General features: G+C 71.5%; 15 protein-coding genes. 5 read left to right on the top strand and 10 right to left on the bottom strand.

Translation table 11 applies throughout. From position 1 onward, the window contains the following. Nucleotides 1-38 precede the first annotated feature (38 nt). Entirely contained in the window at nt 39-1,379 is a 1,341-nt protein-coding gene (locus ACPXB1_RS26805) for a hypothetical protein (protein ID WP_425735955.1), read from the top strand. Between the two features lie 34 nt (nt 1,380-1,413). Here ACPXB1_RS26805 and ACPXB1_RS26800 read toward each other — a convergent pair whose 3' ends face one another. Then, nucleotides 1,414-3,192 carry a PucR family transcriptional regulator gene (locus ACPXB1_RS26800; protein WP_355594502.1) on the bottom strand — a complete coding sequence of 593 codons (1,779 nt, stop codon included), beginning with the start codon at nt 3,190-3,192 and terminating at the stop codon, nt 1,414-1,416. 43 nt (nt 3,193-3,235) lie between these two features. After that, nucleotides 3,236-4,138, bottom strand: coding sequence for a TrmH family RNA methyltransferase (locus ACPXB1_RS26795; RefSeq protein WP_425735954.1), 903 nt, complete (start codon nt 4,136-4,138; stop codon nt 3,236-3,238). 26 nt (nt 4,139-4,164) lie between these two features. On the opposite strand from ACPXB1_RS26795, the gene ACPXB1_RS26790 reads away from it, so the two are divergent. After that, nucleotides 4,165-6,012, top strand: a complete 1,848-nt coding sequence (locus tag ACPXB1_RS26790; RefSeq protein ID WP_355594498.1) for a thiamine pyrophosphate-requiring protein — start codon at nt 4,165-4,167, stop codon at nt 6,010-6,012. Here the strand turns inward: ACPXB1_RS26790 and ACPXB1_RS26785 are convergent. Next, a complete protein-coding gene (locus ACPXB1_RS26785) occupies nt 5,978-6,601 on the bottom strand; it encodes a TetR/AcrR family transcriptional regulator (protein WP_355594496.1) in 624 nt (207 codons plus the stop codon). The two genes, ACPXB1_RS26790 and ACPXB1_RS26785, sit on opposite strands and share 35 nt — an antisense overlap. A gap of 123 nt (nt 6,602-6,724) precedes the next feature. Between ACPXB1_RS26785 and ACPXB1_RS26780 the strand changes: the two genes are divergently transcribed. Then, entirely contained in the window at nt 6,725-7,078 is a 354-nt protein-coding gene (locus ACPXB1_RS26780; protein ID WP_355594494.1) for a DUF1330 domain-containing protein, read from the top strand. A gap of 128 nt (nt 7,079-7,206) precedes the next feature. Here ACPXB1_RS26780 and ACPXB1_RS26775 read toward each other — a convergent pair whose 3' ends face one another. The 4 genes from ACPXB1_RS26775 to ACPXB1_RS26760 all read right to left on the bottom strand — a co-directional run bounded on the left by ACPXB1_RS26775 (nt 7,207) and on the right by ACPXB1_RS26760 (nt 12,105). Then, nucleotides 7,207-9,408, bottom strand: a complete 2,202-nt coding sequence (locus ACPXB1_RS26775; protein WP_425735953.1) for a transglycosylase domain-containing protein — start codon at nt 9,406-9,408, stop codon at nt 7,207-7,209. Nucleotides 9,409-9,602: 194 nt separating this feature from the next. After that, nucleotides 9,603-10,370, bottom strand: a complete 768-nt coding sequence (locus tag ACPXB1_RS26770) for a hypothetical protein (protein ID WP_425735952.1) — start codon at nt 10,368-10,370, stop codon at nt 9,603-9,605. 150 nt (nt 10,371-10,520) lie between these two features. Beyond that, entirely contained in the window at nt 10,521-11,627 is a 1,107-nt protein-coding gene (locus ACPXB1_RS26765) for an SPFH domain-containing protein (protein WP_355594488.1), read from the bottom strand. 4 nt (nt 11,628-11,631) lie between these two features. Next, nucleotides 11,632-12,105, bottom strand: coding sequence for an NfeD family protein (locus ACPXB1_RS26760; protein WP_355594486.1), 474 nt, complete (start codon nt 12,103-12,105; stop codon nt 11,632-11,634). A gap of 109 nt (nt 12,106-12,214) precedes the next feature. Here ACPXB1_RS26760 and ACPXB1_RS26755 point away from each other — a divergent pair, with 109 nt between their 5' ends. Beyond that, nucleotides 12,215-13,528: a serine hydrolase domain-containing protein gene (locus tag ACPXB1_RS26755; protein ID WP_355594484.1), complete on the top strand. Its 1,314-nt coding sequence runs from the start codon at nt 12,215-12,217 to the stop codon at nt 13,526-13,528. A gap of 57 nt (nt 13,529-13,585) precedes the next feature. Here ACPXB1_RS26755 and ACPXB1_RS26750 read toward each other — a convergent pair whose 3' ends face one another. Further along, the gene (locus ACPXB1_RS26750) at nt 13,586-14,398 is read right to left on the bottom strand and encodes a DUF3097 domain-containing protein (protein WP_355594482.1); all 813 of its coding nucleotides are present in this window, start codon (nt 14,396-14,398) and stop codon (nt 13,586-13,588) included. 232 nt (nt 14,399-14,630) lie between these two features. Here ACPXB1_RS26750 and ACPXB1_RS26745 point away from each other — a divergent pair, with 232 nt between their 5' ends. Further along, entirely contained in the window at nt 14,631-15,425 is a 795-nt protein-coding gene (locus tag ACPXB1_RS26745; RefSeq protein ID WP_053652565.1) for a hypothetical protein, read from the top strand. Nucleotides 15,426-15,557: 132 nt separating this feature from the next. On the opposite strand, the gene ACPXB1_RS26740 is transcribed toward ACPXB1_RS26745, so the two are convergent. Further along, nucleotides 15,558-16,424 (bottom strand): HAD-IIA family hydrolase, encoded by an 867-nt coding sequence (locus tag ACPXB1_RS26740; protein WP_355594480.1) that lies wholly within the window; start codon nt 16,422-16,424, stop codon nt 15,558-15,560. Next, on the bottom strand, nt 16,376-17,404 hold the full coding sequence (locus ACPXB1_RS26735) for a ferrochelatase (protein WP_355594478.1): 1,029 nt from the start codon (nt 17,402-17,404) through the stop codon (nt 16,376-16,378). The genes ACPXB1_RS26740 and ACPXB1_RS26735 overlap by 49 nt, the downstream gene beginning before the upstream one ends. Nucleotides 17,405-17,579 lie beyond the last annotated feature (175 nt).

Below are 17,579 nucleotides of genomic sequence, written 5' to 3'. Positions count from 1 at the left end.
CCGGACACGGCCGGACGAACCAGGGCCTAGTATGGCGTGTGCCCAACGAGCAACTCCGGCGGATGGACGCCTTCAGCTTCCCGTCCTACTCGATCGACTTCGTCACCGGCGAGGTGTTGTTCGACTACGCGTTGACCGGCCCGGCCGGCGAGCAACGATTCACCGAGGTGATCAACCTCCCGTTGCCGACGGAGCCGCCGTCGGACGAGACGGCTGCCACCCTCGGCCGCGTGTTGGAGCTGCTGCACCTGGTCGCCGGGGTCAGCTACTACAAGGCCGCCGCGCCGCCCCGCCTGGTGCTGCCGGCGCCGCTGGGCGCGGCCACCGTCGACTACGTCACCGCCGTCTACACCAAGGGCCTCGCCGAGTACGCGTACCGCAACCAGCTGCCGCACGTGCTCCACCTGCGCCCGGAGGTGCCCGCGGGTTCGCCGGAGCCGCCACGGGTGTACGACAACTCCGACCGTCGCCCGCTCTCCGCTGTCGGTGGTGGCAAGGACTCCATCGTCAGCCTGGAGGCGCTGCGCCGGGCCGAGATGGACCCGGTGCCGTTCTCGGTCAACCCGAACCACGTGATCGTCTCGGTGAACGAGGCGTCCGGGCTGACCCCCCTCGCCGCCCGGCGGCGCCTCGACCCGGCGCTGTTCGACCTGAACGCGGCTGGCGCGCTGAACGGCCACATTCCGGTCACCGCCATCAACTCGCTGATCGCGGTCGCCACGGCCGTCCTGCACGGGCTGGGTCCGGTGGTGATGTCCAACGAGCGCTCGGCGTCCGACCCGAACCTCGTCTGGGACGGCCACGAGATCAACCACCAGTGGTCGAAGGGCGTCGAGGCCGAAGGGCTGCTGCGCTCGGCGCTTGCCGAGCACGCCGGCCTGACTGAGCCGTACTTCTCCCTGTTGCGCTCGCTGTCGGAGCTGCACATCGCCAGGTTGTTCGCCGAGTTCACCCGTTACGACGACGTGGTGACCAGCTGCAACGCCGCGTTCAAGCTGCGTGACGCGAGCGAGCGATGGTGCCGGAACTGCCCGAAGTGCCGGTTCGTGTTCCTGGCCATGGCGCCGTTCATGCCACGCGAGCGGGTCACCCACATCTTCGGTGGTGACCTGCTTGCCGACGAGTCGCAGATCCCCGGCTACCGGGAGCTGCTGGGCGTGGACGGGCACAAGCCGTTCGAGTGCGTGGGCGAGGTCGAGGAGTCGGTGGTGGCCCTCGGCCTGCTCGCCGAGCAGGACCAGTGGCGCGACGCCCCGGTGATCCGGGCCCTGGTGGAGGCCGTCCCCGCGACAGCCTGGTCCGCGGTGGCCACCTCCGACGTCTTCACCCCCGGCGGCCCCAACCACATCCCTCCGGCCTACGCGAAGACCCTGCCCTGACCCCTGCCCTCAGCCGCGTCCGGCGGCTGGGGGTTCAGGGGGTACGCACTGCCTCCAGGGCCAGGAGGGCCACGTGGAGGGAGAGGCAGGCTTCCACGGAGTCGAGGTCGACGTCGAGGATGCGGGCGATGCGGGCCAGGCGCTCGTAGAAGGCCGGCCGGGACAGGTGGGCGGCGGCGGCACCGGCGGTCTTGTTGCGCCCCTGCTCCAGGTACGCGCGCAGGGTGTCGAGCAGCCGCTCGCGGGGGTGCCGGGCGTCGTACTCCAGCAACGCGCCGAGTTCCCGCTCCACGAACGTCTGCAACCGGGGCTCGTCGCGCAGCAGGTGTAGCAACCCGGCCAGGCCGACGTGCGGCAGCCGGAAGACCGGCAGGTCACGCCGGTCCCGGCGGGCCGCCTCGGCGATCTGCCGCGCCTCGACGAGCGACCGCCGCGCCTCCCGCAGGCTGCTCACCCCGGACCCGGCCGCCACGATCAACCCGTTCGGGGCGCCGCCGGCAGCCCGCGCCAGATCCGCGGCGTTCTCGACGGCAGTGGTGGCTCTTGTCGGCTCGATGCCGGCGGTCGCGCGGACCGCGCCGGTGTCGAGGCGTACCCGGCGAAGGGCGCTTGCGAACGCGGACAGCGCGCGGTCCTCGGCGGCCGGGTCCGGCAGGGCAAGCAGGGCGCCCACCGAGTTGTCGTCGACGGCGCTTGTCAGCCCGGTCAGCTTCGCCTCCCGCAGCGCCTGGCCGACGGCCTCGGACAGGTCCCGCAGTCGGGCCTGTCCGTCCTCGGGGCGGCCCTCCGCGGCGGGGTCGTCGGCGCGGTGCCGGACCAGCACGCCGACGAGGTGCCGACGGTCGAGCACCACGCCGAGCGCCTTGGCGCGCAAGGCGACCTCGTCCACCGGTCGGGAGTGGTCGAGCAGGGCGGTCAGCAGGGTGCGGTGGATCTGCCGTTCCAGCCCCTCGGCGTCGCGGCGGATCAGCCGGCCCAGCGCGAGGGTGGACGCGGCCCGCTCGATCAGGATGGTGAGCCGGGTGGGTGGTCCGGCGTTCGGTGGCGTCGACTCACCGGCCGGTCGGGTGGGCAGTTCCCCGCCAGGCGGCCAGCGCATCAGCAGCCGCCCCCAGTCCTGCCCCCGGGCGCCGACGACAGTCACCAGCCAGCCGCTGTCCGGGTCGTACGCCGTCCGCCCGGCAGGCCGGATCCGCCGGGAGTGCTGCTCCCAGCCGTCCAGCAGCAGTTCGGCGCTCTCCCCCGCCGGGTCGTACCCGAGGACCTGCCGGGACAGGTTCTCCAGCACCACCGGGCACCCGGACAGGTCGGCGGCCTGCCGGATCACCTCGGCGGCGTCGGCGCCCTCGACGGAGAGGTCGGTGAACCGCTGGTGAATCTCCTCGGTGGCCCGCAGTTCGGTGAGCTGCGCGTCGACGATGAGCGCGTGCACCGCCTCGGTGATCCGTACGAACGGGGTGGCCCGGCGTAGCTCGACAAGAGGCAGCCCGCGCCGCTCGGCGGCGGCGATCATCACCCGGGGCACCCCGCTGCCGTAGCGGCGGCCCAGCTCGACGACGAGCCCGGACACGCCGACGTCGGCGAGGTCGCCGATGAACGCGCGCAGCCCCGCGTCGTCGCCGGGCAGCCCGATCCCGGTGGTGAGCACCAGCTCCCCACCGCCGAGCAGGCTGGCGATGTCGGGCACCTCGGCGACGTGTACCCAGCGGACCCGACCGTCCAGCCCAGCCTCCCCGGCGACCACGCGCGGCGTACCGTGGCGGACCGGGTCCAGGGAGAGGACCTCACGGACGGTAGGGAACACGGCCGACACGCTACCGTCCGTGACGCCGGATCACGACATCTGACGGCGGCCGTCACCAGGGGTCGTCGCGGCTCAACTCCCAGCAGGCGACGGCGGTGGCGGCGGCGACGTTGAGCGAGTCGACGCCACGACGCATGGGGATGACCACGCGGGCGTCGGCGGCGTCCATCGCGGCCCGGGTCAACCCGGCGCCCTCGGCGCCGAGCAGCAGCGCCGAGCGGGCACGCTGGGCGGCGTCGAGGCGTTGGATCGGCACGGCGTCCGGCGCCGGGGTCATCGCCAGCACGGCGAACCCGGCCGCCTGGACCTCGGCGAGCGCGTCCGGCCAGGGGTCAAGCTTCGCGTACGGCACGGCGAACACCTCACCCATGCTGACCCGCACGCTGCGCCGGTAGAGCGGGTCGGCGCAGCTCGGCGAGAGCAGCACGGCATCCACGCCGAGCGCCGCGACTGCCCTGAAGATCGCGCCGAGATTCGTGTGGTTGTTGACGTCCTCAAGGATCACCACCCGGCGCGCGGCGGCGAGCACCTCGGCCGCCGTCGGCAGCGGCCGGCGGTGGAACGACGCCAGCACCCCCCGGTGTACGTGGAATCCGGTGGCCTTCTCCAGCACGTCCTGCGTTGCCGCGTAGACGGGCGCGTCGCCGGTGTCCAGGTCGGCGAGTTGGTCGATGCGCTTGGCGTCCACCAGGTACGACCGGGCCGGGTAGCCGGCGCGCAGCGCGCGGCGCAACACCAACTCGCCCTCGGCGATGAACAGGCCGTGCGGCGGTTCCCAGCGGGTACGCAGCTCGACGTCGGTGAGCGCACGGTAGTCGGCGATCCGGTCGTCGTCGGGGTCGGTGATCTGGTGGACGGGCACCCGACGATTCTGCCGGACGGCCACCCGGGCGCTCCGCCGCCCGCCTTTCGGGGCGTTTTGTCCGGCGAAGAACGGGAATGGCCGGCGGAGCATCGGACGCGACGGGAAGGACCAGTCAGGTGAGCGCTGATCACCCACCGCCGGGCGAAGCGGGCACTCTGCCACGTCGCCCGACCGTCGCGGACCACATCGTCTCCCGCCTGTTCAGCTGGGGCGTACGCCGCTACTTCGGCTACCCCGGCGACGGCATCAACGGCCTCACCTCCGCGTTGCAACGCACCAGCGGACGCGCCCAGTTCATCCAGGTGCGGCACGAGGAGACCGCCGGGTTCGCGGCGTCCGCGCACGTCAAGTACGGCGGCGGGCCGCTGGGTTGCGCGCTCGTGACAAGCGGGCCGGGCGCCATCCACCTGCTCAACGGCCTGTACGACGCCAAACTCGACCACCAGCCGGTGGTCGCCCTGGTCGGGCACACGGCTGTCACGGCCGAGGGCGGCGGCTACTACCAGGAGGTCGACCTGCTGGCTCTCTACAAGGACGTGGCCTCGGGCTTCCTGGCGCAGCTCGACCACCCGGCGCAGGTTCGCCACCTTGTCGACAGGGCGTGCCGTACGGCGCTGGCCCGGCGTACCGTCACGGCGCTGGTGCTGCCCTCGGACCTCCAGGACGAGCCCGCCATCCCGGACCCACCGCATGCGCACGGCTACTACCACACCAGCAACGTGCCGAGCAGCACGCCGACGGTGCCACCGGAGGCGGACCTGCGCCGGGCCGCCGAGGTGCTGCGCGGCGGGCACAAGGTCGCGATGCTCGTCGGCCAGGGCGCGCTCGGGGCGCAGGACGAGGTCCGGGAGATCGCCCACCGGCTCGGCGCCGGGGTGGCCACCGCGCTGCTCGGCTTCACCGCAGTGGACCACCGGGAACCGTGGGTGACCGGCGCGATCGGGCTGCTCGGCACCCGGCCGAGCTGGAAGTTGATGAACGACTGCGACCGGCTGCTGATCGTGGGCAGCAACATGCCGTACTCGGAGTTCTATCCACCGCCGGGGCAGGCCCGTGCCGTGCAGATCGACCTGGACGGCTCCCAGCTCGGGCTGCGTTACCCGACCGAGGTGAACCTGACCGGCGATGCCCGGCCCACCCTGCGGGCGCTGCTGCGCGAGCTGGGCCCCGGCCCCGGGCCGACCGCCTGGCGGGCGGAGATCGCCACTGCCACCTCGGCGTGGCGGCGGGCGCAGCGGGACCTGGCCGAGCAGAGCGCCGACCCGGTAAACCCCCAGTTGCTGTTCAGCGCCCTCAACGACCGGCTGCCCGACGACGTGATGCTCGCCGTGGACTGCGGCACCGCTACCGCCTGGTACGCACGGCACGTGCAGGTCCGGCCCGGCATGTTGGCAAGCCTCTCCGGCACCCTGCTGTCGATGGGTGGCGCCATGCCGTACGCGCTGAGCGCGAAGTTCGCCCACCCGGACCGGCCGCTCGTGGCGCTGATCGGCGACGGCGCGATGCAGATGAACGGGGTGAACGAACTCATCACGGTTGCCAAGTACTGGCGCGGCTGGGCCGACCCGCGGTTCGTGGTGCTGGTGCTCAACAACCGGGATCTGGCGTTCGTCAGCTGGGAGCAGCGCTCAAGCGAGGGAACCCCGATGTTCCCGGACAGTCAGCAGTTGCCGGACATCGGCTACCACCAGTGGGCGCAGGTGCTCGGGCTGCACGGCGAGTTCGTCGACGACCCCGCTCAGGTGCCGGGCGTCTGGGACCGGGCGCTCGCCGCCGACCGTCCTGTGGTGATCAACGCGCTTGTCGACCCGGCCGAACTGATGCTCCCGCCGCACTTCACCCTCGAACAGGCGCGCAACACGGCGGCTGCGGTGCTGCGGGGCGACACCGACTGGGCCGGGATCATCAGGCGCGGCCTGCCATCGACGATCAGCACCTACCGTCCTCGCCGTCGGGAGCGCTGACCGGGGCCGACAGGGCTTCCCGCGTGGTCTGGAGGATCTCCTCGGACAGGGGCGTCTGGCCCGTCGCACGGGCCAGCATGAGCGCACCGACCATCGTCGCGAGATCGAAGATGGCGCGCTGGCGGGCCTCGGTAGCGCCCCGGCCGGACGCGTCCTCGATGCCGGTCAGCCGCTTGAGGGTCTCCTGGACACCTGTCGCGTACGACACGCGTAGCGGACTGCCAGCGGACGCCCGGGCGGCGTCGGCGGCCAGCGCGGTGTTGGCGCATCCCGTGCCGGGTGTGTCGCGGTGCTCGGCCGACAGGTAGTGCCGCAGCAGCGCGGAGCGCGCCTCTGCCCGGTCGGGTAGGTCGTCGGAGAGCCGGTCCAGCAGGGCAAGGAGTTCACCGAACGCCGTCGTGGCGGCGATGCCCAGCAGCTCGTCCTTGGAGCTGAAGTGCTTGTAGAAACCGCCGTGGGTGAGCCCTGCCGCGCCCATGAGGTCCTGGACGCTCATCCCCGCCGCCCCGCGCTCACGGAGCAGCTTCGAGGTGGCGGCCACCACTTCCTCGCGGTGCCTCGCCGCCTCGGCACGTGACGTCCTGCCCATCGCGATTCCCCTCTCCCCGTTTCCCAACTATAGAGGATGACCCTAATCCAAAACTTGTCGCCGGCGTCCTCGGCAGTTAGATTATTGCCGTCATCCAAAACGCCCTGATGATCGGAGATCACCATGAGCACCTACCTGATCAACCACCTGCGCATCCCCGGCGGCGTCCCGAACGAGGCGGGGCTGTCATACCTGGAGCAGGTCGAGGCCACAGTGCACCCGTACGGCGGCAGGTGGCTCGCCCAGGGCGAGGGGGACGTGGTCGAGGGGGCCTGGCCGGGGTCCGTCGTCCTGATCGAGTTCCCCACCCGCGCCGATGCCGAGAACTGGTACAACTCGCCGGAGTACCAGGCGATCCTGCCCCTGCGGACCAACAACGCGATCTCGGACATCATCCTGATCGACAGCCTGGCCCCGGACTTCACAGTCGCCGGGTTCGCCAAGCAGGTACGCGCCGCGGTCGCCGCCGCCCGCTGAGGATGGCGCGAAGAGCACGGCGGCCCGGCCCAATGTGGGCCGGGCCGCCGTCGAGTTTCGCCGTCAGCCCTGGGCGGTCGAGCTGGAGCCGTCTGCCCTGGGCGGTTTCGGCGGTCGAGCCAGGGCTGTCAGCCACGGCGGTCGAGCCAGCGTTGCAGGGCCGCGCGGGGGTCCTGGCTGGGCTCGCGCTCGCGGTCGGGAGTGGCCGGGGCGCGCGGCACCGGGCGGCGGGGCTCACCTGCCAACTCGCGGCTGGGAGCGGTGAACGCAGTCTCCGGCTGACCCTTGACGGCGGTGCCGATGACCCGGGCAACCGCGTCGATCACCCTGGCCTGCACGGCGGAGCCCACCGAGTCGGTCGGGTCGTCCGGGTTGGCGGCGATGCCCGCGACGGCCACCTGCGGGGTGAAGCCGACGAACGTCTCGGTGGCGTTCTTCTCCGAGCTACCCGTCTTGCCGGCCACCGGCCGACCGTCGAGGATGCGGTTCACAGCAGTGGCGGTGCCGCCGTTGCACTGCCCGTACGGCGACTGCTGGCCCACCGGGCAGCGGGCGGCGTCGGTGGCAGCGCGGGCCACGTCGGCGTCCAGGACCCGCTTGCAGGACGGCTCACCGACCGGCACCTTCGCGCCCGTCGCGTCGGTCACCGAGACCACCGGCACCGGCGTGCAGTAGGTGCCCTCGGCGGCCACCGTGGCGTACGCGTTCGCCAGGTCCAGCGGGGTCGTGGCGGCCACGCCCAGCGTGAACGAACCCCAGTTGGCGGCGTTGTCCTTGGCGAACGCGGCGTCAGACTCGGCGCGGAACGTGATGCCGAGGCGCTGTGCCATCTCCACCACCTTGTCCTGGCCGACCTGCTCGGCGAGCCAGACGAAGTAGGTGTTCACCGAACGGCCGAAGCCGTCCCACATCATCCGGTACCCGTCCATCCAGTCCGGGTTGGCGTTGACCGGGCACCAGCGGCCGTCGCAACTGCCGGGCCCCTCCGCCGCGTACCGGGTGCGCAGCTTGGCGGGCGCGTCGAAGCCCGTGGACAGGGTCCGGCCCGACTCCAACGCCGCGAGCATCGTGAACAGCTTGAACGTCGAACCCGCCTGATACCCGTCCACGCTGGCCCCGCCGGAGATCAGCGGATTGACCGTGTTCGGGTAGTTGGCCTGCCCGTCCGGGTTGTCGGCCAGGCTGTAGTGCCGGTTCACGGCCATCGCCAGCACCTGCCCGGTGCCCGGCTGCACGGCCGCGATCGGCAGGGCGCGCTTGTTGTCGTACCCGTAGACCTTTGTCGCCTGCTGCTGCGCGGTGGCCTGGACCTCAGGGTCAAGGGAGGTGACAACCGTGTAGCCGCCCGAGCGCAGTGCCTGCTCCCGCTCCGCGGCCGTGGCGCCGAACGCGGGCTGGGTCAGCCACCACCGGCGCAGGTAGTCACAGAAGAAGCCCCAGTCGTCGTGCCCCTGCGCCACGGCGGTGCAGCCGTTGGGCTGCGCTGTGGGCTTCAGAGCCAGCGGCTCCGCCTTCGCCTGCGCGGCCTGCGCGGCGGTGATCGCCCCGGTGGCTGCCATCGAATCCAGCACGTACCCCCGGCGGGCCAGCGCCGCGTCCTTGTTCCCGTCGATCGGGCTGTACGCGTCCGGGGACTGCACCAGACCGGCCAGCAGCGCCGCCTCGGCGAGCGTCAACCGGGCCGGAGGCTTGCCGAAGTAGCGCTGGCTGGCCGCCCCGATCCCGTACGCGCCGGAGCCGAAGTAGGCGATGTTCAGGTAGCGGTTGAGGATCTCGTCCTTGCTGAGGCTCTGCTCCAGCGCGCTCGCGTACCGGATCTCCTGAATCTTGCGGCCGACCGTGGGGTCGGTGGCGGCGGCCCGCTCCTCGGCGCTGCGCGTGGGGTCGGTCTTGAGCACGTTACGGACGTACTGCATGGTCAGCGTCGAGCCGCCCTGCTCGGTGCCACCGCCCTTGACGTTTGCCACCAACGCCCGGAGCAGACCCCGCACGTCCGCGCCGCCGTGGTCGTAGAACCGCCGGTCTTCCGACGCCACGATCGCCTGCCGCATCACCGGCGCGATGTCCGCAAGCGCGACGTCCGTACGGTTCACGTCGTAGAACGTCGTGATCAGCGTCTTGCTGTCGTTCGCGTAGAGATACGAGCGCTGAGGGGTGGCCGGGGTACGCAGAGCCTCGGGCAGCGCGGCGTACGTGCCGATCGCGGACTGGGCGGCGAACCCGAGCAGCAGGTTGCCCGGCAACGCGGCCACGGCCAGGACGAGCCCGGCCAGCAAGCCGGCGAGCAGCACTGTGAACAGCCGCGACAGCGGCGAGCGAGGGGCGGCCATGGTCCCCAGGATTGCCACGAAAGCCGCCAACCGACCACCCTCGCGGCCCAACTGTCAGCAACTTCACCGCCCCTGACCAGCACCTGGCCAGTTGATCATGAGGTTGGCGGTGCGCCACGCCGGAACCGACCACGCCAACCTCATGATCACCGTGAGTGGGCGGGCGCGGGCGGCGGGCGGGAGTGGGCGGCGGGTCAGGGGGTCGGGGTCGTTAGGCTGGCGCTTGCGGCGTCGCGGACGGTTTCGCGGGGCATCAGGCGGCCGGAGCGGTAGCCGATGCCGATACCGGCGACCAGCACGAAGATCGCGCCGAACGTCTGCAGCGAGCCGATCAGGGCGCCGCCCAGGCCCAGCAACGGTGCCGCGATGATCAGCATGACGCCGTCGCCGAGGCTGAACGTGCCGGAACGGGCCACCGCCCACCCGGTGAAGAACCAGCCCACGCTGTAGAAGGTGGCACCAACCAGGACAAGCGAACGCGCGGTGGTGCCGAAGACCGGTGTCTGCTCGGTCAGCCCGGCGAAGGGCAGCATGAGTACCGTGCCCGCGATGCTTACCATCAGCCCGGCCACTGCCACCCGACGGCTGCGCGTGGCCGCCAGCAATCCGGTGAGGGCAAGCAGCGCGAGCAGGCCGAGCCAGACCGCCGCGACCCAACCGATGAGGTACGCCGCCTGTCCGTCGGCGGGATACGGGTCGTTGCCCACCCCGCCGTCGCTGGCCATCGCGACCACGCCGTAGAGGATGGCGTACGCGGGCAGCAGCCACACCGCGGCGCGTGCGAACCTGCGCAGCGACCAGGCCCAACTGGCGTTTGTCGCCGGCCCGGGCGGGGTCGGTTCATCGATGAAGGGCAGTACGCCGAAGCCACCGCCGCTGCGCCGGGAGCCCAGTGGGGCGATCGGGTCGTGCGCGCCGGGTACCGGGGCCGAGGACCACGTCCGGTTCACGGGATCCTTCATGCGTCACCTCGCTCGTCCACGAGCGGTGCGAGACGCGCCGGGGCGCCCCGATCACCTGGTCACCACCCGTCCTAGGACCGATCGTGGCAGGCTACGGAGCGCCCCATGAGTCTTTTTCGTATTTACCCGGCCGGTTGGCCGGTGTACGGATCAGCCGCGCTCGCGCTGGTCCGCCGGGTCCTCCATGAGGCTGGTCGGGGACACCGGCTCCGGGGCCGGCAGCCCCTGCGGCTTGTTGCCACCGGTGGCCTGCGCCTCGGCGACGCGTACCTCGTCGTGGATCTGCTGGGCGGCGTCCGCCGCGGCCTGCGCCGCCTCCGCGGCCTCACGCTCCACCTGGCTCGCGTGGTCGGCCGCCTCCGGTGCGGGCAGGTCCCCCACCATCTGGCTCAGCCCACCGAGCGCGCCACCCATGCCCTCCAGGGCCTTGGTCAGCTCGGCCGGCACGATCCAGACCTTGTTGGCGCTGCCCTGGGCGATCTGCGGGAGTGCCTGGAGGTACTGGTAGGCGAGCACCTTCTGGCTCGGGTTCGCCTGGTGGATGGCGTCGAAGACCGTGCGGATCGCCTTCGCCTGACCCTCGGCCTGCAGGATCCGCGCCTGCCGGTCACCGTCGGCGCGCAGCACCGCGGACTGCTTCTCACCCTCGGCCGTGAGGATCTGCGACTGCTTGTGCCCCTCGGCGGTGAGGATCGCCGCCCGACGGTCACGCTCGGCGCGCATCTGCTTCTCCATCGAGTCGCGGATGCTTGCCGGCGGCTCGATCGCCTTGATCTCGACCCGGGTCACCTTGATGCCCCAGCGGCCGGTGGTCTCGTCAAGCACCCCGGAGAGGTGCCTGTTGATCTCGTCGCGGCTGGTGAGCGCCCGCTCCAGGTCCAGCGAGCCGATCACGTTACGCAGCGTCGTGACGGTCAGCTGCTCGATCGCCTGGAGGAAGCTGGAGATCTCGTAGGTCGCCCGGACCGAGTCGACAACCTTGAAGTAGAGAACCGTGTCGATCGAGACCACGAGGTTGTCCGAGGTGATCACCGGCTGCGGCGGGAAGCTGACGACCTGCTCCCGCATGTCGACCTTCGTGCGCACCGCGTCGACGAACGGCACCAACAGGTTGAGGCCAGGACTCAGGGTGCGCTTGTACTTGCCGAGCCGTTCCACCACATCCTGGCGCTGCTGCGGAACGATCCGCACCGCCTTCGCCAGGGTCACGACGGCGATCAACGCCACCGCGATGAGCAGCACACCTATGAAGTCCATCCGTTCACCCTCTCGCTTCCGGCAGCTCGCCGGCGGAAGAAACATCGTCCTGCCACACCAGGGCTGTCGCGCCCCGGACCTTTATCACTCGAACCCGTTGACCGGCTTCGAAAGTCTGCGTCGTGTCGTACGCCCGCGCGGTCCACAGCTCCCCGTCGATCTTGACGAGGCCCTCCTCGGCGTTCACCCGCTCCAGCACCAGCGCCGTGGATCCCTCAAGGGCCTCCACACCGAACGGCTGCTCACCGCTCTCCAGCGCCGAGCGGCGGTGCCGCCGGACGACCGGCCGGGCCATCGCCAGGCTCAACGCCGACACCACAGCGAAGACGAGCGCCTGCACGGCCACCGGTGCACCGAGGGCCGCAGCGCCCGCAGCGGCGAACGCGCCGACCCCGAACATGATCAGGAAAAGGGTCGTCGTGAAGATCTCACCGACCGCCAGAATCACACCCAATACGATCCACACCACGGCGTCCACCACCCGATCGTGACACGGAAATGCACGAGCAGCCCACCCGTGATGATCAGTAGGCTCTGCGGAAACAACCGCACGGCCCGTATCAGACCGGCTGAACGAGGAGTTTCCATTGACGCTGGTGCCCGAGACCGCCCGGCAGATCGACATGCAGGTCGCCCGCGCTCAGGCCGACGGCCACGTCCCGTCACTGGTGCTTGGCGTCGTCCGTGACGGCACGGTGGCGCACCTCGCCACCGCAGGCGAACACCCCCGCCCCGGCGTCGACATTCAGTACCGCCTCGGCTCGATCAGCAAGACCATGACCGCCACCCTTGTCATGCAGTTGCGCGACGCTGGCCGGCTCGCGCTGGACGACCCGCTGGAGCGCCACCTGCCGGGAACCGGCGTCGGCGAGATCACAGTGCGCCAGATGCTCGCACACGCCAGCGGCCTGCAACGCGAACCCGACGGCGACTGGTGGGAGCGCGCCGCCGGCGTCGACCTGGCCACCCTGCTCGCCGGCCTCACCGCCGACAAGATCGCTCACCCGCCGCACGCCACGTACCACTACTCCAACCTGGCGTACGCGCTGCTCGGCGGAATGCTCGAACGACTCACCGGGACGCCCTGGATCGACCTCCTCGACGAGCGGATCCTCACCCCGCTCGGTATGCGCCGCACCACCTACTCGGCCACCGAACCGTTCGCCCGCGGCTACGTCGTCCACCCCTGGCACGACACGCTGCGCGAAGAACCCCGCACCGACACCGGGGCGATGGCCCCCGCCGGGCAACTCTGGTCGACAATCGAGGACCTGGGCCGCTGGGCCGCGTTCCTCGCCGACCCCGACCCGTCGGTGCTGGCCGCCGACACCCTGACCGAGATGTGCTCCCCCGTGGTGATCAGCGACCACACGGCATGGACGCACGGGCACGGTCTCGGCCTCGAACTCCACCGGGAAGACAACCGGGTGTACGTCGGGCACGGCGGCTCGATGCCCGGCTACGTCGCCTCGCTGGCAGTGCACCGACCCAGCCGTACCGCAGTTGTCGGCTTCGCCAACTCGTACGGCTTCCGTACCGGGCACATCGGCGCGCTCGGCCGGCAACTGCTCACCCTCGTGCTGGACGCCGAGCCGGCGCCGGTCACCCCGTGGCAGCCGGCCGAGGCCGCGCCGCCCGCCGACCTCGCCGAGTTGACCGGCCGCTGGTGGTGGATGGGCACCTCCATCGAGGTGTACGCCGACAGCGCGGGCGACCTGCACGCCGGCCCGGTCGGCGCACCCGACCTGCGCTTCGTGGCCGCCGGCCCGGACCGGTGGCGGGGCCGCGCCGGCGAGCAGGACGGCGAGATCCTCACCGTCCGCCGCGACGAGCGGGGCCGGGCGGTCGCGCTGGACATCGCGACGTTCGTCTACACCCGCGATCCCGACGACGAGCCCTGAGTCACGCCCACGTTCCGGCGGCGGCTGATCGCCGACGTCCAGCGGCGGCGGTGGTTGTCAGGCCGGCTCGGTGACGAAGTCGATGAGGCGTTCCATCGCGTTGATCAGGGGCGTCTCCACGTCCGCGAAGCTGTTCACCCGGGACAGGATGTGCCGCCACATGTCGGCCGGCTCGGCCACCCCGAGGGCAGCGCAGACGCCCTCCTTCCACGGGCGGCCCGGCGGCACCACCGGCCAGGCCGCGATGCCCAGCGCCGCCGGCTTGACCGCCTGCCAGACGTCGACGTAGGGGTGCCCGGTCACCAGCACGTACGGCGAGTTGACCCGTGCCACGATCCGGCTCTCCTTGCTGCCGGGCACGAGGTGGTCGACAAGCACACCGAGCCGTCGGGTCGGCCCCGGCCCGAAGTCACGCACCTCGGCGTCGAGGTCGTCGATGCCGTCCAGGGGCTCCACGACCACGCCCTCGATCCGCAGGTCGTCACCCCAGATGCGCTCGACGAGCGCGGCGTCGTGAATGCCCTCCACCCAGATGCGGCTGGCCTTGGCGACCTGGGCGCGGACGTTCTCCACCGCCACCGAGCCGGATGCGGTCCGTCGACGGGCCGCAGGCACCGGCGCGCGGGTCGGTCGGCGCAGCGTCACCGGGCGACCGTCGAGCAGGAACGCCGCCGGTAGCAGGGGAAAGTTGCGCCGCTTACCGTGCCGGTCCTCCAGGACGACGGCTCCGGAGTCGAAGCCCACCACCGCTCCGCAGAACCCGGAGTCGGCGTCCTCCACCACGAGATCGGGTTCGGCGTCCACCTCGGGGGTGACCTTCCGTCGCCGCCAGTCCCCCGCCAGCACGTCCTCGCCGTATCGCCCCGCCATGTCGATCACGCTAACGCCGCCAAACCCCAACCCCCACCCCGACACACCCCCCACGCCGCTCCATCCCCGTCGATCATGGAGTTGTGGTGCCCCACGAACCGTAGCTAAACGTCCTCTTTCGGCCACCACAACCCCATGATCGACGCTGGAGGTGGGTGCGGGCTCGCGGGGAGGGCGGGCGGTCGGAGCGGCAGCCGAGACAGGGCCGGTCGTGACCACGTACCCTTTCGGCATGTCCACCCCCGCAACGGGCGCGGCCACACTCGCGCCGCGCCGGTCGAGCCGGTTCGTTGCCTGGGTGCGCGCGTGGCGCGCCGGGTTGGTGCCGTTCGACGAGGTCGCCGACGCCATCGCCGGCGACGAGGAGCACCTCGTTGCGGACGCCCCCGGCACCTGGACCGACGTCCCGCTCGGCGCCGCGCTGCCCACCCTGGCCAAGCTCTCCCCGGACGAGATCCGGCTGGTGCTGCCTGCGCCGGGTGATCCCCGAGGCCTGCCCGGTCCTGGGGACTTCGCCGGTGCGGCGCTGGTGACGGGCGAGGCGGTGGTGGCCGGTGGGCTCGGGTTGATCCCCCAGGTCCGCAACCACACTTCGGGCTCGGGTGACTGTTTCGAGACGGTGCTGTGGCGCGTCTACCCGCTGCCGGCCAACGCACCCGCCGCGTCCCTCGCACTGCCCGGCGCAGCCGAGGCCGAGGCGGAGCTGGCTGCCGCGCTGGCCGAGACCACCGCCGCGCTGACCCGCCTCGACGTCGCCCAGTGGCGGCCCGAGTTGGCCGGGGCGCTTGCCGCGCTGCGCCGCCCCGACGGTGCCACCGACCTGCCGCCGGGCTTCGACCCGCGGGCACGCCGGCTGTTCGCCCGCGCCGCGGTGCTCGACCGGGTGCTCGCCCTGGCCGGCCACGCCGCACCCGGCGGTGCGATCAACAACTACGAGGCGCAGCAACGCGACGCGGCGCTACGACCACTCACCGCGGCCTGCCGGCAGGCCCTCGTCGCCGCCTGCAACGCCCCCCTGCGCCCCTGACCACGCCGCCGCGCGCAGGCATGATCGTGCTCGATCCAGGATGTAGTGGTGTCCAAGTAGGAGCGTTACCACTAAATCCTGGTTGCTGCGCGATCAGCGGCGGCGGGCCGCGACGGGGCGGCCGGCCGACGGTCAGACCTCGTCGAGCAGGTCGGCGACCGAGTTGACGATCCGGGACGGGCGGTACGGGTAGCGCTCCGCCTCGGTACGGCTGCTGATCCCGGTCAGCACCAGGATGGTCTCCAGCCCCGCCTCCAGACCACACAGGATGTCGGTGTCCATCCGGTCGCCGATCATCGCGGTGCTCTCCGAGTGCGCGTTGATGGTGTTCAACGCCGACCGCATCATCATCGGGTTGGGTTTGCCGACGAAGTACGGCTCCACCCCCGTCGCCTTGGAGATCATCGCGGCGACAGAGCCGGCGGCGGGCAGGGCGCCCTCGACGGACGGGCCGGTCACGTCGGGGTTGGTGCAGATGAACCGCGCCCCGTCGTTGATCAGCCGAACCGCCTTGGTGATCGCCTCGAAGCTGTAGGTGCGGGTCTCGCCGAGCACCACGTAGTCCGGAGCGAAGTCGGTGAGCACGTAGCCGACAGCGTGCAGCGCCGTGGTCAGGCCGGCCTCACCGATGACGTACGCGGTGCCGCCCGGCCGCTGGTCGGCGAGGAACTGACCGGTGGCAAGGGCGGAGGACCAGATCGCCTCCTCCGGGACGTCCAGCCCCATCCGGCTCAACCGGGCCGTCAGGTCACGCGGCGTGTAGATCGAGTTGTTGGTGAGCACCAGGAACGGCTTGCCCGAGGAGCGCAGCCTCTTGACGAACTCCGGCGCGCCGGGCACCGGCTGGCCCTCGTGCACCAGCACGCCGTCCATGTCGGTCAGCCAGCTCTGCACCGGCTTGCGGTCCTGCATCGATGATTCCCCGGGGGTGTCGGTGGGCGGTTGGGTCGTCAGGGGCGGCGGGTCGGCACGCAGCAGACAGTGGGGCAGGTGTCCCACATCGGCAGCTCACCCAGGCGGCGGCGCAGCTGCGCACCGTCCGGGTCGGTGCGCTCGGTGACCAGCTCACGGACCATTGCCACGAAGCGCGGGTCGGTGCCCGGTGTGCCGGCCCGGACGAAGTCCAGACCGAGCCGCTTGGCCGTCTCCAACGCCTCGGTGTCCAGGTCCCACACCACCTCCAGGTGGTCCGAGACGAAACCGATCGGGCTTACCACCACGCTTGTCGTGCCGTTCTCGGCGAGGGTGGCGAGGTGGTCGTTGACGTCCGGCTCCAGCCACGGCACCTGTGGCGGGCCGGATCGGCTCTGCCACACCAGGTCGTACTCCAGGTCGGGGGCGGCGGCCGCCGCGACCAGGCGGGCGGCCTCGTGCAGTTGCGCCTCGTACCGGCCGCCGTGCGGGCCGGCGCTGGCCGCCATCGAGGTGGGTACGGAGTGTGCGGTGAACACCAGCCGGGTGGTGTCGCGCCGGGCCGGATCGAGCTGGGTCAGAGCGGCCCGGACAGCGTCCACGTGCGGCTCGATGAAACCGGGGTGGTCCCAGAACTGGCGCAGCTTCTCGATCACCGGCGCGTCGGGGCCGACGGCGGCCCGGGCGGCGGCGATGTCCTCCTGGTACTGCCGGCAGGACGAGTAGCCGCCGTACGCGCTGGTGACGAAGGCAAGGGCGCGGGTGACGCCGTCGTCGCGCATCTGCGTCACGGTGTCGGCGAGCATCGGGTCCCAGTTGCGGTTGCCCCAGTAGACGGGCAGGTCGACACCGTTCGCGGCGAAGTCGGCGCGGACGGCTGCCAGCAGGTCACGGCACTGCTGGTTGATCGGGGACACCCCACCGAAGTGCTGGTAGTGCTCGGCGACCTCGGCCAGCCGCTCGGGCGGCACGCCCCGGCCGCGTGTCACGTTCTGCAGGAAAGGCATCACGTCCTCGGGCCGTTCCGGCCCGCCGAAGGACACCAGCACCACCGCGTCGTACGACATGGCCCCATTGTTCCTCGCCCGCCAGCACACCATCCGGTCGGGGCGGTGACCACCGGATCGCGCCGCGTTAAGAAGGGCCCCTTCCTATGCCTGAGGCGCTTGGGTTCTAGGGATCGTTGCAACGCCTGACCTGATCAGGGGTTGCAGTGTTCGAGATCCGTGGGGATCGCCGGCC

This window comes from Micromonospora sp. DT68 (assembly GCF_049847245.1).
Lineage (GTDB): Bacteria > Actinomycetota > Actinomycetes > Mycobacteriales > Micromonosporaceae > Micromonospora > Micromonospora profundi.
This window is presented reverse-complemented; position numbering and strand designations above follow the sequence as displayed.

Excerpts from the sequence above, each read along its gene's own strand:
- ACPXB1_RS26785 (WP_355594496.1), bottom strand. The coding sequence starts at position 6,601 with ATGGGCAGGACGTCACGTGCCGAGGCGGCGAGGCACCGCGAGGAAGTG.
- ACPXB1_RS26775 (WP_425735953.1), bottom strand. The coding sequence starts at position 9,408 with ATGGCCGCCCCTCGCTCGCCGCTGTCGCGGCTGTTCACAGTGCTGCTC.
- ACPXB1_RS26765 (WP_355594488.1), bottom strand. The coding sequence starts at position 11,627 with ATGGACTTCATAGGTGTGCTGCTCATCGCGGTGGCGTTGATCGCCGTC.
- ACPXB1_RS26750 (WP_355594482.1), bottom strand. The coding sequence starts at position 14,398 with ATGGCGGGGCGATACGGCGAGGACGTGCTGGCGGGGGACTGGCGGCGA.
- ACPXB1_RS26770 (WP_425735952.1), bottom strand. The coding sequence starts at position 10,370 with ATGAAGGATCCCGTGAACCGGACGTGGTCCTCGGCCCCGGTACCCGGC.
- ACPXB1_RS26780 (WP_355594494.1), top strand. The coding sequence starts at position 6,725 with ATGAGCACCTACCTGATCAACCACCTGCGCATCCCCGGCGGCGTCCCG.
- ACPXB1_RS26795 (WP_425735954.1), bottom strand. The coding sequence starts at position 4,138 with ATGCTCCGCCGGCCATTCCCGTTCTTCGCCGGACAAAACGCCCCGAAA.
- ACPXB1_RS26745 (WP_053652565.1), top strand. The coding sequence starts at position 14,631 with ATGTCCACCCCCGCAACGGGCGCGGCCACACTCGCGCCGCGCCGGTCG.
- ACPXB1_RS26735 (WP_355594478.1), bottom strand. The coding sequence starts at position 17,404 with ATGTCGTACGACGCGGTGGTGCTGGTGTCCTTCGGCGGGCCGGAACGG.